Raw genomic sequence first — 14,966 nt, forward strand, 5'->3', positions numbered from 1 at the left:
ATAAATCCATTCCGGGGTTTATTTTACCACCGGCGCTAAGATAAACCCGATCAAGTATCCAGAGGTTCAGACAATCAAGGAGTATTGGTTGGGGCAGCCTGGTCCAAAGTAGGCAATCCCATAATTTGCATTAACATCCCCATTTTGATTCTCGCCTGTGCGACAGTGGTTGGATCATTCACGCGCTCCCCCACCTCTGAAGCCTTTTCATACGTCTGCAACGCCTGGAGTTGGTCACCCATCAGCTCATACGCCTGTCCCAACAATAAATATCCCTTTGCCGAGTCCGGTTCTTGAGCAATAAGACCATTGAGAACATCTATTGCCTCACCCAACCGATTAAGAAGCATGTAGGTCTGGGCTTTGCTTAGGGCAAAAGCTTCAGGGTTTTTGGCTCTCTTCTCAAGCTCTGTAAAAAGGGCTTTCGCCTCATTGGTTTTACCCTGCGCTTCAAGAATACCAGCCTTAAGCATGAGTAAATCCATCGATTCAGGAGATTGCTTCAATCCTTCTTCGACTTCCTTCAAGGCGGCCTGTATATCTTTTTCCATCAAAGCTTGCTCTGCATTTTGCTTCGCGGTCACCTCAGCAATGACTTTGGGATCAGGAGCAAAGAACTTCTGGTAAAGGATCACTACCAGTGCAAGGACTGCTCCCAGAATAATCCCCAGGCGAAGGATGTGATAAAACCTTTTGCGCCGTTCCTCTGCAAGGTATTCGTCCAAATACCACCACCAGTGATCGGGTGGAACCCCCTTTTGATTTCTGGCCGATTGGAGTGACGACTTCCCACCGGCTTTCCTCAAAAGCTCTCCGGCGTCGCGCTTTATTGTCGCAAGAATGCCATCCCATTGAGCCTGTTCTGCTTTTAATGCCAATCCTCGCTTCTCACCATCGTCAAGCTGTTGCTTAACCTCATCAAGCTCCTGAAAAATTGCAAACACATCCATCTCTTCATTGATGGATAATCGTCCCAGATGATTTTCAATTTCATCGAGCCGCTTATTCAGGCTTAAAGGAGGTGCTACGCTTGTTGATTGGCTCATCACCCATCCCTCAAACCATGGATAATCTGTTCATCAAAGGTCATTTCAATATGTTCTCCCGGTTGCAACACCAGGAAATCGTCATCCCATTCCCCAAACAACAATTTTCGAACCAGAAGAAGATTCCCAGCCATCTTTTCGAAAAACCATCCATGTTCCTGGGCATCACGCCTGGCTAAATCCTCGGCCTGAGAACCATCACCGACCCCCACATCAACATACACTGCCCGCTGGTAGTGTTTTTGCCATGCACCCATGACAGACATCAGGTACTGAGCATTATCCGCCCCAAACCGTTCCACGTACTCATCGTAAGTTTTCTGCAAATCACTCGCAAAGTCCGACGCACCCAGAGAAAGAACCGTACCGCCATCCTCACGTCGCTGAATATAATCCAGCGCGTACCAGTAAGTCCCGGGTTGACGTTCAAACTCCTCTTTGTATCGATCCCTCCCCCCAAGGAAAAGCGTAATACAATCATGAGCTCTGGGAAGAACCACTGGAATCTGACGCGCCTTCACACCATATGTGCTCTTTCCACATAAGCCATAACCAAGAACAATGGCATCATAACCGGCGCCTTCCAGAGCTTCAATCCTGGCCTGAAGTGTATCTCGTAAAAGTGTTGGGGTATTGTGCAAACCAAGTTTAACGATTTCAACATCAACAATATGCGGTGATAGGGCCGCACAATAATAAACCATTCGAGCCAGTGCTTCGCAACTTAAACAAAGAATGCGCATTTTTGTTTTTCCTCAGGAGACATTATAGCCAAACTTTCACCTAACTACCAATGGTATCTGAAAACCCATGTGATATACTTTGGTTAATTGTCAGTCATTTCAGCTCAGACTCGAGGAGTTCATCTATGAAAAAGGATTTTGTTAGCATTCAAGACTTCTCCGCACCAGAGCTTCAATCTATGCTGGATCTGGCCATCCAGCTTAAAAAAGAATACTTTTCGGGTGGAAACGTCCCTCTCTTGAAGGGAAAAGTCCTGGGCATGATTTTCCAGAAACCCAGCCTGCGAACCAGAGTCAGTTTTGACATGGCGATGCGACACCTGGGAGGAGATGCCCTCTACCTCTCTCCCAACGAAATTGGTCTGGGGCAGCGGGAATCCATTGCGGATGTGGCCAGGGTAATGTCAGGTTATGTCCATGCGATTATGGCACGCGTTTTTTCTCATGACCATGTCCTTGAACTTGCAAAATGGTCGTCAATTCCGGTCATTAATGGCCTGAGCGATTACGATCATCCATGCCAGGCAATGGCAGATACCCTCACGATCATAGAACGTTTCGGCTCCCTCAAAGGTCTTAAGGTGGTTTTCGTGGGCGATGGCAACAATGTCGCCGTCTCTCTCATGCACATGGTCACCAAATTCGGAGGTCATTTTGTTCACTCCGGCCCTGAAGGGTATGATATCCACCCGGATGCAGTTACACTGGGCTATCGTTTTGCGGCAGAAAGTGGTGGATCCGTAACCTTTATTCGAGATCCCCATGAAGCTGTACGTAACGCTCAGGTGATCTACACCGATACATGGACCAGCATGGGGCAAGAAGCAGAGGCGCGTCAGCGGGAACAAGTATTCCCACCCTATCAGGTGAATCAAAAGCTGGTCAGCGAAGCCGATCCGAATGTGATTGTCATGCATTGCCTGCCTGCCCATCGTGGCCAGGAAATCACCGACGAAGTCGCCGATGGGCCGCATTCGGTGCTCTTTCCTCAGGCTCATAACCGCCTTCATGCCCAGAAGGCCATTCTCGCCCGAATCTTTGAGGTAGCTTAATGTTAACGACAAAAGAATATATCGAAATCGAAGAACAGTATGGTGCGCACAATTATCATCCTCTGGATGTAGTCATTACCAGAGGAGAAGGCGTCTGGGTCTATGATGTAGAAGGGAAACGATACCTTGATTGCCTGAGTGCCTATTCAGCCCTCAACCAGGGGCATGTTCACCCGAAAATTCTAAAAGCTATGATTGAACAGGCAGGCCGCGTCACTCTTACATCCCGTGCCTTTCGAAATGATCAACTTCCTCTATTTTATAAAGAGCTGGCCGAGATGACTGGTTATGGCATGTCTCTCCCCATGAACAGCGGTGCCGAAGCCGTCGAAACGGCAATAAAACTTGCCCGAAAATGGGCCTATCAGGTGAAAGGCATTCCGCGTTATCAGGCTGAAATTATCGTTGCCGAAGGGAATTTTCACGGGCGCACTACCACCATCATCTCGTTCTCCACTGAGCCTGCTTATCGAGATGATTTTGGGCCATTTACTCCCGGATTTGTGGCTGTTCCATATGGAGACGCCCTCGCTTTGGAAAGAGCCATCACTCCGAATACCGCTGCAGTTTTAATTGAACCTATACAGGGAGAAGGAGGGGTAATCATTCCTCCCGAGGGCTATTTAAAAAAGGTGCGTGAAATTTGTACCCGTCATCAGGTCTTAATGATCGCAGATGAGATCCAGACGGGGTTGGGCCGTACTGGAAAACTCTTAGCCTGCCAGCACGAAAATGTACGCCCCGATCTCGTCATTCTTGGCAAAGCATTATCAGGAGGGTTTTATCCAATCTCTGCAGTCATTGCCGACGAACCTATTCTCGGTTTATTTCAACCGGGTGATCATGGATCCACTTTCGGAGGCAACCCACTGGCAGCCGCTATCGGGCGTGCAGCATTAAGTGTCATTCGTGAAGAAAAACTGGTTGAAAACGCCGCCGTTCAGGGGGAATATTTTTTAGAACAGCTTTCTGAAATTCCCAGCCGATATGTGAAAGAAGTTCGTGGCAAGGGATTATTAATCGGGGTTGAATTAAAACCAGAAGCTGGCGGAGCCCGACGTTTCTGCGAAGCATTGAAAGATCATGGTGTGCTGGCCAAAGAAACTCATCAGCATGTCATCCGTTTTGCCCCCCCTCTGATCATAGATCGTTCCACCATAGACTGGGCATTGGATCATATCCGTACAGTGTTAACCATGTAAAGCAATGGATTCCATAAGCTCGGACGAGAGGCAGACATGATCTCAGAACGAAAAGCCAAGATTGTTGCCACAATTGGCCCTGCATGTCACTCTAAAGAAATGCTCAGGCGTTTAATTCAAGCGGGTATTGATGTTGCCCGCTTGAATTTTTCCCATGGAACTCATGCAGAACATGCCGAAAGGATTTTGATACTTCGGGAACTTTCCGAAGAGCTTAAAAAACCTGTTACCATCCTGCAAGATCTACAAGGGCCTAAGCTGCGGGTGGCTGAATTTTCGGGAGAAATTCACCTGATCCCTGGCGATATCATCCTCCTATCTTCTAAAAATAAAAATGGGGAAGCTGTCAACTCTCAGTCCAACCGTATCTTTGTTCCCATGGACGTTCCAGACCTGGAGAAGGCTGTTCATCCAGGTAGCCGGATATTAATGGACGATGGGAAAATTGAGTTGTCGGTGCTCCACGTGACCTCCGATTCGGTAGAGGCTTCGGTAGTTACAGGTGGCATCCTGACTTCTAACAAAGGTGTTAACCTCCCGGATGCTAATTTTTCAATCCCCGGCTTTACCGAAAAAGACCAGGAAGATCTGGCATTTGGCGTTAACCAGGGCGTCGATATGGTGGCTGTCTCTTTTGTCCGCCATGCTGATGATATTAACCGGGTTAAGCAAGCTATCCAACAATATTCTCCATCCCGGATTCCAATCCCGGTAATCGCAAAAATAGAACTCCCAGAGGCGATTAAAAACCTTCATGAAATCATTCACGCCGCTGATGGGGTCATGGTTGCCCGTGGAGATCTGGGAGTTGAAATGTCTGCTGCTGCAGTCCCTACATTGCAGAAAGAGATCATCCGCCTGGCAAACCGCCACGCCAAACTGGTGATCACCGCCACCCAAATGCTGGAATCCATGATCCATAACCCGCGCCCCACCCGTGCCGAGGCTTCTGATGTGGCCAATGCCATCTTTGATGGTTCTGATGCTGTCATGCTTTCAGCCGAAACTGCAGCCGGTGAATATCCAATCGAGTCCGTAAACATGATGGATGCCATAATCCGAGATGCCGAAGCCCATTATGAAACATGGGGACACTATCGTGACCTTCCTGAAGAGGCCATGCAAAATGATGCTCTCTCGATTACAGCTGCAGCCCGTGAACTCGCCCACGACCGCGATGTTACTGCAATTGCCGTGTTCACCGAAACCGGCCGCACTGCACTTTTTGCCAGCAAAGCTAGGCCAAAAGTTCCTATTCTCGCCTTCACTCCATCCCGGGAAACTTACCGTCGGTTAAGCCTGTACTGGGGTGTCACTCCAGTCCTTGTACCAACCGTATATTCAGTTGAGTCGTTGATTGCTACCGTCAATGACGCCGCAACTCAGATTACTGCTCTGCAACCCGGTCAGCAAATTGTACTGGTCTCGGGTCTGCCCGTTGGTGCAATGAAACAACCCAATTTTATTTTCCTGCATACCATTGGTGAGGTTTACAACTCTCGAGGCTCTTAAATTATCTGACACGACACAGGAGCGTTCCTATATGCCTTCTCCTTTTACCGATATTATTGAGACTTCCGAATTAGCCAGCCATCTCGAAGACCCTGATTGGTTAATATTTGATTGCCGCTTTAACCTTGCAAACCCTTCCTGGGGTGAAAAGGAATATTTCAGGTCTCACATACCAGGGGCAATCTATGCGCATCTTGACCGACATCTTTCAGGGCCAGTAACCTCACATACCGGGCGTCATCCCCTGCCCGAACCGAAGAAGTTTGTGGAACAGTTATCAGCCTGGGGAGTGGATTCACATAAACAGGTCGTGGTGTATGATTCTCTGAGCGGTGAATTCGCCGCCCGGCTTTGGTGGCTCCTGAATTATTATGGCCATTCACAGGTTGCGGTTTTAAACGGAGGTTTCACCAAATGGGAGGCTGAAGGTCACCCCACCCGTTCAGGTGATGAAGAAAACCGACCCTCCACATTTATTCCCACCCTGCATCCCGAAATGCTTGTCACGACCCAGGAAATTGAGCGCCTCTATCAAGACCCTGAGTTTCTTGTTATTGATGCTCGTGCTCCAGCACGTTTTGCTGGCCGGGAAGAACCCATTGACCCTGTTGCTGGTCATATTCCCGGAGCTGTGAACCGTTTCCATGGGAATAATTTATCTCCCAGTGGGACTATTCTAAGCCCGGAAGAATTAAGGCAAGAATTCCGCCATCTTATCGGCCATCGCAATTCTCGGAATGTCATCGTTTATTGCGGCTCTGGCGTCACTTCCTGTCATCATGTGCTCGCTATGCACCTGGCAGGCATTGGATTCCCCAGGCTTTATGCAGGTTCCTGGAGCGAATGGATTCGCGATCCCTCTCACCCTGTCGACCGCGAAGATTAGTCATGTGGACTCACCACCGAATCGATTTAAAAATGAGGACATGGAAATCCAAATTTCTGCGCGCCTTCTCTTAAAAATCCCCCAGCGCCATAAGCTGATTGGATTGTACGCATTGGCTAACAACCAGGCATAGAAGTTTTCCCAGAATTCTCCAAATCTCCCCAGCCGGCTCCTGTAGAAAATCACAGTAAATCCAAACCTTTGCATCGGGTGCCACTCGCCAGGTTTTTCAGGAGGTGGAAACAAAGATGTGACTCCCATCACAGCGCGCAAGGACATCAAAGGGGGAGTATTTTTAATATAAATCGCAGCTTTCCGTAAGGAAGAGCGAAACATTCGTTGTGTTTTTACCGCCCATGCCAGATCTATCTCTTTTCCCGGTAAAGGAGGAAGATGCTCATTCCAGAGATGGATCGCCAGTACAGGGTCTCCTCTCTTGATCTCCAATCCATCAACCGTCATGGCATGGTGAGCGCGCGTCACCTGGAGCTTAACCAGGCATTCGGGATCTGAACAAAATGGGAAGCCCCCCATCCATTGGCACAACCAGTAGTCAAACTTTCTCACAAGAGCCCGCATGACTTATCCAGTAACCAGTACAATCCCAACAATGATTACCAACGTTCCTAGCCATTGCGTAAAGCTGATTGCTTCCTTGAAAAAGAGCATTCCGCCGAGAACATGTACCCCGATAACCGCTAACCCGGTAGTGAGTGGAAATGCAATGTGCAAAGGTAAATACTTCAATAACCAGGTAAGGGTAACCACCGTAACCAGTCCGGCCAGGTTTCCTGCCACCTGCCATGCCAGGAACTCCCCAATCCGTGTGCTCTGGATAGAATATTTAAAGCATACATTCGCCACCACATTGAATATCATATTCCCTACCACCAGGGCCAGAGGGAGCGCCGTTTTATCTGCCTGGTGCATCCATAAAAATATTCTTGCGGGTTGTTGATTCATCTCCAGGCCTCCTTGTCTACCTGAAGTATAGTGGGATTTCCCCTACCAGAAAATGATTGGCTGTTAAAAAAAGGCTAACCGTTTATGGTTAACCTTTCTTTCCATACCATTAATTCTTCGGAACAGAAGTCTTCAAGGGGTTAGCTTTATGCAGAAAACATCCATTCATTAACCATCCGAATAGTCTCTGAGGGTGGACGGATTTCCTGTTCGGTCATCCGATTAAAGGGTTTTTCAGGAAATTTATACAGATCAAATATGGATGGCTCATCAGGGTTCACATAAATTAGCCCTGTGAGTAATTCTCGTTTTACCCGGGCTTCTTCCAACACCTTGAAAGCTGCTTGCCGATCCCGGGGATCATAATCGGTTCCCAGTTTATGCAGGGTGATCATCGAACCATCATAGAGTTCAACGTCTCGCGTATCGCCTTCCGCAAAATCCTCAATCGTGAGCATGTCACGAGCAGGAGTAAAAATTAAATCATGCAGGCGAACCTCATGCTCCTTTCCAAACACATAGGAATGAATGGTATCATCCTTGTTGTTGAAAGTAACGCATGGACTAATAATATCCAGAACGGCTACTCCTCGATGACTTATGGCCGCCTTAATTAATTCCTTAACCTGCTTGGGATCACCGGCAAAAGAGCGCGCTACAAATGTAGCATTGGAAGCCAGGGCTTCTAAGCAAATATCCACCGGTAGGAAGAGGTTAGTTCCTTCATGTTTTAAAGTCAGTCCTTTTTCTGCCGTCGCGGAAAACTGTCCTTTGGTTAAGCCATACACTCCGTTGTTTTCTACAATATAAACCATCGGCAGGTTTCGACGAATTAAGTGCTTAAATTGGCCAAGCCCAATGGATGCCGTATCTCCGTCTCCGCTGACGCCAATCCCCTTCAAAGTCATATCCGCAAACAAAGTTCCCAGCGCCATGGAAGGCATTCTCCCATGAAGCCCATTGAAAGAGAAACTGCGGTTCAAGAAATACGCCGGGCTTTTACTTGAGCAACCAATGCCGCTGAATTTTACAATTTTTTCCGGGATGACGTCCAATTCATACATCGCAGCAATAATCTGGTTAGAAATAGCGTTATGACCGCATCCCTGACACAAAGTACTGGGCAAGCCCTTATAATCCGCACGGCTCAACCCCACTTTATTGATTCCAGTTTGAGCATCAACCGTGGTCATTTTTCCTCCTGAGATAGAATCTCGTCGATTATCCACCGAGCACTCAACGGCAATCCATTTACTCTGGCAACCTTCCGGAAATGAGAAGCCTGTTCAGGATAATTGATCATAAGAATCTGACGTAGTTGCCCATCGCGGTTGATTTCTACCACGTAAATTCGCTCATGCGTCCTTACAAACTCATCCACTTCTTGGGTAAAAGGCCACCCTCGAATTCGCATGTAATCAGTTTTTATCCCCCGGTCTGCAAGCTTCAAACGGGCTTCCTGAACCGCCGCATCTGTTGAGCCAACAGCAATGATTCCTGCTTGTGCCTGTTCCATGCGTTGAATCACCGGGCCTGGCATATAAGATTTAGCCGTCTGTATCTTCTTTGCCAACCGGAGGATATTCCGTTCCCAGACTTCCGGGTCTTCCGAATATCGCGCATATTCATCGTGTCCGGTTCCACGGGTAAAGTAAGCGCTTCGGGGGTTGAGGTTTCCTGGTAAAGTCCGATACGGAATCCCGTCGCCATCCACATCCAGATAGCGCCCCCACTTTTTCCCTGTTTTTGCTTCAAACAGGTCCAGGTCACCTTCCCAGAGCACCTTTCCCCGGTCCATCGGTCGGTCAGGGTATTCAAAAGGCTGGCCCATCCATTGATTCATCCCTAAATCCAGATCACTTAACACTACCACAGGCATTTGCAACCTTTCAGCAATGTCAAAAGCTTTCCAGCCAAACTCAAAGCACTCATTCATATTCCCGGGGAAGAGCTGGATGAAATTAGTATCGCCATGCCCCATAAAATACACCCCGGTCAGGTCTCCCTGAGCTGTACGAGTAGGCAACCCTGTACTGGGCCCAACTCTTTGCACATCCCAGACGACCAGAGGTACTTCTGCAAAATATGCCAGACCGAGGTATTCTGTCATCAGGCTCAGGCCAGGGCCTGCAGTAGCCGTCATCGCTCGTAAACCTCCCCATCCGGCTCCAACCAGCATACCAATGGCGGCAATTTCATCTTCGGCCTGAACAATCATGTAATTTTGTTCCCCAGTTTCCTTGTTCATACGAAGTTCAGGCAAATATTCTATTAACGCTTCAGGGAGTGAAGAACCCGGTGTAATTGGGTACCAGGCCACAAACTGAACTCCTCCATAAATGGCCCCCAGCGCTGCCGCTGTATTGCCATCCGAAAGGATCATTCCTTCGGTTGCTTTCATAGGCTGAAGGCGATAGGTGTGGTTCTCCTGGAGATTAGCAGCGGCCCAATCATATGCCACCCGGATCGCTGCAAGGTTCGTTTCAACCGGCTTGGCACGCCCTTTGAAGTGATATTCCAGTGCAGCCCGGATGGCTTCCATATCGATACCAATCAACCAGGCCAGAACTCCCACATAAATCATATTCGAAACAAAATCTCTTAATTGGGGCGTGATATCGATACTTCGGATTAATTGTTTTACCGGCATCGGGTAATACGTTAAATCGCTACGCGTCGGGGTCAATTTGATATCATCCGAATAAAGAACCATTCCCCCTGGCACAACATAGTCGAGATCTTGAATGAACGTCGCCGGGTTCATCGCCACAATAATATCGTCTTTTTCCACCCTGGCAGTAAATCCATCTTTATTTACTCGAATCGAATACCACGTGGGTAATCCCTGGATATTCGATGGAAATATATTCTTACCCGAAACAGGGATTCCCATTTTAAAAATGGCCCGTAAGACGGTCAAGTTAGATGTAGCACTCCCCGAACCATTAACCGTACAAAAAGTAATTGAAAAATCATTAACTACTGGTTGCCGTTCCGGGGTAGATGTCGAAATCATATCTGGTTGATGTTGAGACATAAATACTCCTTGGAATGGATCACTCAAAAGTTTGCCTTCTGACAGATGGAGCCCTTGCCTGAAGCAAATCAGCATGCTCAAGCAAAGCCCGGTAACCCCGGTCTACTTCGCCTTGCCGGATGGCTTCAACCATCTGACGATGGTAATTCCAGACCGTCTTTAAGTAATGAATGTCTGTATAGAGAGCCAAACCAACCGCCTCATACAAATCCCAGTAAGCTTCCAGAATCCCAAAAACAAAAGGATTTTCCAGCCGTTTGAAAATAGTCAGATGAAGTTCCCGATGCTCAGGGTGTGGAATCTGGGGGGGATCGCTTGACAATTTTTCTTCTGCCTTTTTCAGCAGACATTCCAATACCTCAAGATCATTTTCCGTTAATAAAGAGACCGCCTGATACCAGTAGGCGGCCTCGATGTGGGTTCGTAATTCAGCAAATCGGCGGAAATTTCGTTCATCCACCAGCATGGCATAATTCAAGCTATGGATGACTGCCGGCTTAAATGAATAACTTAATCGGCGAATGCCTGTTTTCGGCTTTACCTCCACCACACCCAGGGCTCGAGCTACTTCAAGCTGCTCTCTCAAGCTCGCCAGGCTAACCCCTAATTCTCGGCTGATTACAGAGAGTGCCGGTAATCGTTCTCCATCCGAGAAATGGGTAGCCAGATATATCAAAAAAGGAGAGAAGTAATCCGAAAAGGGTTTTTCGCCAGAATAGCTAGCCATATTTAATCAGTTTAATCTGTTTAATCGTAACAATACTTTAGCACGGACAATTCATAATGTCAAGATGCATTCATGATGTGTTTGTCCCAAAAATGGTGGGCGACTTTTGAAACCCCACATATGGGGGCAAATCCGCCTGATTTACAACTTTTTATCACCATATGTGGCAAGCAATCAAAAACCAACCAGATATGGGACAAACACTCATGATTTATTTGGTCTAATTAGGGACTAAATCGGCGTGTTCAACCCAACCATTCGCGAACCACCCCAGTCATCAGTTCACAGGCACCAACCATGGCGCTCTCATCAAAATCAAATTTGGGGTGATGATGGCTGTAAGATAAACCTGCATCAGGATTCGCCGAACCAACTAAAATATAACAACCGGGAACCTCCCGTAAGATAAAAGCCATATCTTCTGAGACCATCGTTCTGCAATCCGGCTCTATCCTGCTCCCTGGAAGATTGTTTTCAATACTCGCCTTCACCCGGTTTGCCACTTCCGGGTGATTCACTACCGGCGGGGTTAGCTCAGTCACTTCAACCTCCGCCCTGCACTGCATACCCGTCGAGATGTTTCGGATAGTTTCTTCAAACCTGGTAAGCACCAGTTTCCTCACCTCTGGATCAAAAGTTCGTATCGTTCCACCCAGTTCAACTTCCTGTGGAATAATATTATAGGCTTCACCGGCCCTCACCCTGGTGATAGAAAGGACTGCGGCATTAAGAGGAGATACATTCCGTGAAACAATGGTTTGCAGCGCTTGAATAATACTTGCGCTGGTTGCAATCGGGTCAATAGCCTGGTGCGGCAAAGCCCCATGACCACCTTTACCTAAAATCCTTACTTTAAACAGGTCAGCCCCTGCCATGAGAGGCCCTTCAGTTACTCCATACCAGCCCACAGGTTTCTCATTCCAGAGATGAATTGCCAGTGCCACATCTGGACGGGGATTTTCAAGCACCCCATCTCGGATCATGGCTTCAGCCCCTCCCAAACCCTCTTCAGCCGGCTGAAATACAAATTTAACCACCCCACGCAACTCTTGTCGTATTTCTGAAAGCATCCGCGCTACGGTTAATCCAATGGCAACATGACCATCATGTCCACAGGCATGCATTATCCCAGGGATTTCGGAAGCATAAGAAACACCGGTCTCTTCCTGAATCGGGAGTGCGTCCATATCAAAACGGAGGAGCACCACCGGTCCATTCCCTTTGCCCCCATCCAGTAAACCCACAACACCGGTTTTTGCCACTCCGGTTTGAACTTCAATTCCAAGCCAGGATAATTCCCCGGCAATAATTCCCGCCGTTCGAATTTCTTGAAACCCAAGTTCAGGATGTCGATGAAGTTCTCGTCGAACGTCCTGGGCAAATTGAAAGAGACGCTGTGCATCAGGCTTCATTAGATCCCTGTTGCCGATTCTTTCCACCTCGCCTGCCACGACTCTTGGGATGGCTCCGTCCTGTGTGCGGCTGGCCATTTGCCGGTTGCTCTTTTTTACGTGAGGATGGGCGTTGTTTCTGGGGCGTTATATTCCGCGTTGACTGATTCTGAGAAACTGACCCCTGAGGTGTTGAAGCAACAGACGGCAAGTTTTCTTCTCCCGGTACCTCATCGAAATTATCACCCTCAAGCCCATTTTCTACCGTTTCAGGCTCAGGTCTGACGGGTGACGGCGCTCCTTCGTCAATAACCGTAAGCAGTTCCTTCTTCACCTCACGCCGGATACCATCCGGATATTCTACAATAGCCGACTCTCGTAAGGGCACCACATCGACCACCCGCCCCTCCCCATCGGGGGTCATTACCCGCTTATTCCGTTTAGGAAGTTGCGCGCGAGCATCGGCATATTGTTGAAACTCATAAATTAAACAGCAACGAAGCCGTCCACACATTCCCGTAATTTCGGTTGGTGTCAGGGAAATTCCCTGTTCTTTTGCCATTTTGATCGAGATTGAGCTAAATTCGCACAGGAATTGCGAACAGCATCGCTGCTCCAGACCACAGGCCCCCATTCCTCCCAGCAGTTTAGCCACATCCCGGGGACCAATTTGCCGTAACTCAACCTGAGCTGGAGCAAATTGCCGTTGCATGTCCTGGCGCAGCGACTTCATATCGACTTTCTCGTCGGTCTCGCTTGAAAACATGATCGATAACCGGCTGCCATCAAAGCTGTAATCTGCCGCAATGATTTTTACCCCAACCAGATTAAGTTCACTGGCACGTTTACGGCTCGCCGCCAATACCTCGGGCTCTTTCGCTTTCCACATATCACGGATCGCGAGGTCTCGAGGTGTAGCTCTCCGATCGATTTGTTTCAATCCCTCTGGGAGCGTTTCAGGGGTTGGCTCAAGAGTCGCCACGGTCCCAATTTGCCACCCGCGACTGGTCTCAACGACAACCGAATCCCCCGGTTGCACATCCGGCACCAGGCTGGCATCGAAATGGTATATTTTCCCAACCTTTGAAAAGCGAACCCCAACAATAACAGGACTCACGGTACGATTCATAAACTCATTCTTCTATACGAATAACCGGCGTTGATGATGGCTGAAGCGCCGCAACGCTCAATCTGGCGGCTATGGTCTCAGCCAGAGCACTGAACGCCTGGGCTGTGGGGGAATCTGGCCTGGATAGAACAATCGGAGTTCCTGTATCCCCTCCTACCCGCACCGCGGGGTCCATGGGTACCGAACCAAGAAAAGCCACTCCTGCCGCCTCTGCCAGTGCGCGGCCGCCTCCACTGCCAAAGATGTCGATTCTCGATCCATCAGCCAGTTCGAGATAACTCATATTCTCGATAACCCCAAGGATGGGAACATTCAATTCCCGGAACATCTCAAGCCCCCGGCGAGCATCCTCAAGAGAGACCTGCTGAGGCAGGGTCACGATCACCCCTCCACTTAACGGTACAGACTGCGCCAGGCTTAATTGTGCATCCCCTGTTCCGGGGGGCAAGTCAATCACCATATAATCAAGCTCATTCCAGGCAACATCGGCCAGAAACTGCCGGATGGCTGAGTGGAGCATTGGACCGCGCCAGATCAAAGGTTGCCCGGGTTTTACTAGAAAACCAATGGACATTACCTGCACCCCATAAGCTTCGGCGGGGATGAGTTTTTGCCCGTTTTGTGGGGGTAATCGATTTACTCCCATCATCGTAGGGATATTAGGGCCGTAAATATCAGCATCCAGCAAACCCACCCGCGCCCCTTTTTGGGCCAATGCCACAGCAATATTGACCGCAATGGTGGACTTACCGACTCCACCCTTACCGGAAGCAACAGCCACAATATTCCGCACCGGTAAAGACAACAGCCCGCGTTGCCTTCCATCAGAAGGGACACTGGCGTCCATTTTAATCTCAACCCGGCTTACCCCAGGAACCGCCAGCACTGCTTCTCGAGCTTCCTTCTCAATTTTTGTTCGCAAAGGGCAGGCGGGGGTGGTCAGCATAATGGTAAATCGCACCTGCTCCCCCTCAACTTCGAGATCACGAATCATCCGAAGTGTGACTAAATCTTTGTGAAGCTCTGGCTCCTGAACACTGCTGAGTGCCGCCAGAACATCTTCCTTGGAAACTCCCATGATTTATCCTTTCGTAATATTTCCGTTAATATCACCTGAAAGGTTTTCTGACTGTCCTTTCAAGAACTGTTCCACTTCTTTCTGCAACAACCGGTGTTGTTCAACGAGATCCTTATCTGCGCCTTTAAAACGACGCACTGTTTGTTTCGCACAGATCGTACACCCTCTCATTGCCCGGAATGAATCCGAATTACAACTGA

Annotated in this window: 14 protein-coding genes; 4 read left to right on the forward strand and 10 right to left on the reverse strand. The window is 48.6% G+C overall.

Going from position 1 to position 14,966, the window contains the following annotated elements:
- Positions 1-74: 74 nt before the first annotated feature.
- Both ATHL_RS07085 and ATHL_RS07090 read right to left on the reverse strand, forming a co-directional pair.
- Entirely contained in the window at positions 75-1,046 is a 972-nt protein-coding gene (locus ATHL_RS07085; protein WP_062191448.1) for a tetratricopeptide repeat protein, read from the reverse strand.
- Positions 1,046-1,789 (reverse strand): DUF1638 domain-containing protein, encoded by a 744-nt coding sequence (locus ATHL_RS07090; RefSeq protein WP_062191450.1) that lies wholly within the window; start codon positions 1,787-1,789, stop codon positions 1,046-1,048. The genes ATHL_RS07085 and ATHL_RS07090 overlap by 1 nt, the downstream gene beginning before the upstream one ends.
- A 125-nt stretch (positions 1,790-1,914) precedes the next feature.
- On the opposite strand from ATHL_RS07090, the gene argF reads away from it, so the two are divergent.
- From argF to ATHL_RS07110, 4 genes are read left to right on the forward strand one after another with little or no spacing between them, the layout of a single operon-like run.
- Entirely contained in the window at positions 1,915-2,841 is a 927-nt protein-coding gene (gene argF / locus ATHL_RS07095) for an ornithine carbamoyltransferase (RefSeq protein ID WP_062191452.1), read from the forward strand.
- Positions 2,841-4,043, forward strand: coding sequence for an ornithine--oxo-acid transaminase (gene rocD, locus ATHL_RS07100; protein ID WP_062191455.1), 1,203 nt, complete (start codon positions 2,841-2,843; stop codon positions 4,041-4,043). Before argF ends, rocD begins: the two co-directional genes overlap by 1 nt.
- 36 nt (positions 4,044-4,079) lie before the next feature.
- A complete protein-coding gene (gene pyk, locus ATHL_RS07105; RefSeq protein ID WP_062191472.1) occupies positions 4,080-5,555 on the forward strand; it encodes a pyruvate kinase in 1,476 nt (491 codons plus the stop codon).
- A gap of 31 nt (positions 5,556-5,586) precedes the next feature.
- Positions 5,587-6,441 (forward strand): sulfurtransferase, encoded by an 855-nt coding sequence (locus ATHL_RS07110; protein ID WP_062191475.1) that lies wholly within the window; start codon positions 5,587-5,589, stop codon positions 6,439-6,441.
- Here the strand turns inward: ATHL_RS07110 and ATHL_RS07115 are convergent, their stop codons facing one another.
- The 8 genes from ATHL_RS07115 to ATHL_RS07150 form a co-directional block, all read right to left on the reverse strand.
- Positions 6,442-6,903: a YkoP family protein gene (locus tag ATHL_RS07115; protein WP_162787635.1), complete on the reverse strand. Its 462-nt coding sequence runs from the start codon at positions 6,901-6,903 to the stop codon at positions 6,442-6,444.
- Between the two features lie 120 nt (positions 6,904-7,023).
- Positions 7,024-7,404 carry a DMT family transporter gene (locus tag ATHL_RS07120; RefSeq protein WP_062191482.1) on the reverse strand — a complete coding sequence of 127 codons (381 nt, stop codon included), beginning with the start codon at positions 7,402-7,404 and terminating at the stop codon, positions 7,024-7,026.
- Positions 7,405-7,550: 146 nt separating this feature from the next.
- Entirely contained in the window at positions 7,551-8,597 is a 1,047-nt protein-coding gene (locus ATHL_RS07125) for a 2-oxoacid:ferredoxin oxidoreductase subunit beta (RefSeq protein ID WP_062191485.1), read from the reverse strand.
- On the reverse strand, positions 8,594-10,441 hold the full coding sequence (locus ATHL_RS07130; RefSeq protein ID WP_062191495.1) for a 2-oxoacid:acceptor oxidoreductase subunit alpha: 1,848 nt from the start codon (positions 10,439-10,441) through the stop codon (positions 8,594-8,596). Before ATHL_RS07130 ends, ATHL_RS07125 begins: the two co-directional genes overlap by 4 nt.
- A 19-nt stretch (positions 10,442-10,460) precedes the next feature.
- Positions 10,461-11,168, reverse strand: a complete 708-nt coding sequence (locus ATHL_RS07135) for a FadR/GntR family transcriptional regulator (protein ID WP_062191496.1) — start codon at positions 11,166-11,168, stop codon at positions 10,461-10,463.
- Between the two features lie 245 nt (positions 11,169-11,413).
- On the reverse strand, positions 11,414-12,580 hold the full coding sequence (locus ATHL_RS07140) for a M20 metallopeptidase family protein (RefSeq protein ID WP_062191500.1): 1,167 nt from the start codon (positions 12,578-12,580) through the stop codon (positions 11,414-11,416).
- Positions 12,570-13,688, reverse strand: a complete 1,119-nt coding sequence (locus tag ATHL_RS07145) for a PSP1 domain-containing protein (RefSeq protein WP_062191505.1) — start codon at positions 13,686-13,688, stop codon at positions 12,570-12,572. Before ATHL_RS07145 ends, ATHL_RS07140 begins: the two co-directional genes overlap by 11 nt.
- A gap of 4 nt (positions 13,689-13,692) precedes the next feature.
- A complete protein-coding gene (locus tag ATHL_RS07150) occupies positions 13,693-14,766 on the reverse strand; it encodes an Mrp/NBP35 family ATP-binding protein (RefSeq protein WP_062191508.1) in 1,074 nt (357 codons plus the stop codon).
- Between the last annotated feature and the right edge of the window lie 200 nt (positions 14,767-14,966).

Origin of the sequence: Anaerolinea thermolimosa (assembly GCF_001050195.2) — a bacterium.
Classification (GTDB): domain Bacteria; phylum Chloroflexota; class Anaerolineae; order Anaerolineales; family Anaerolineaceae; genus Anaerolinea; species Anaerolinea thermolimosa.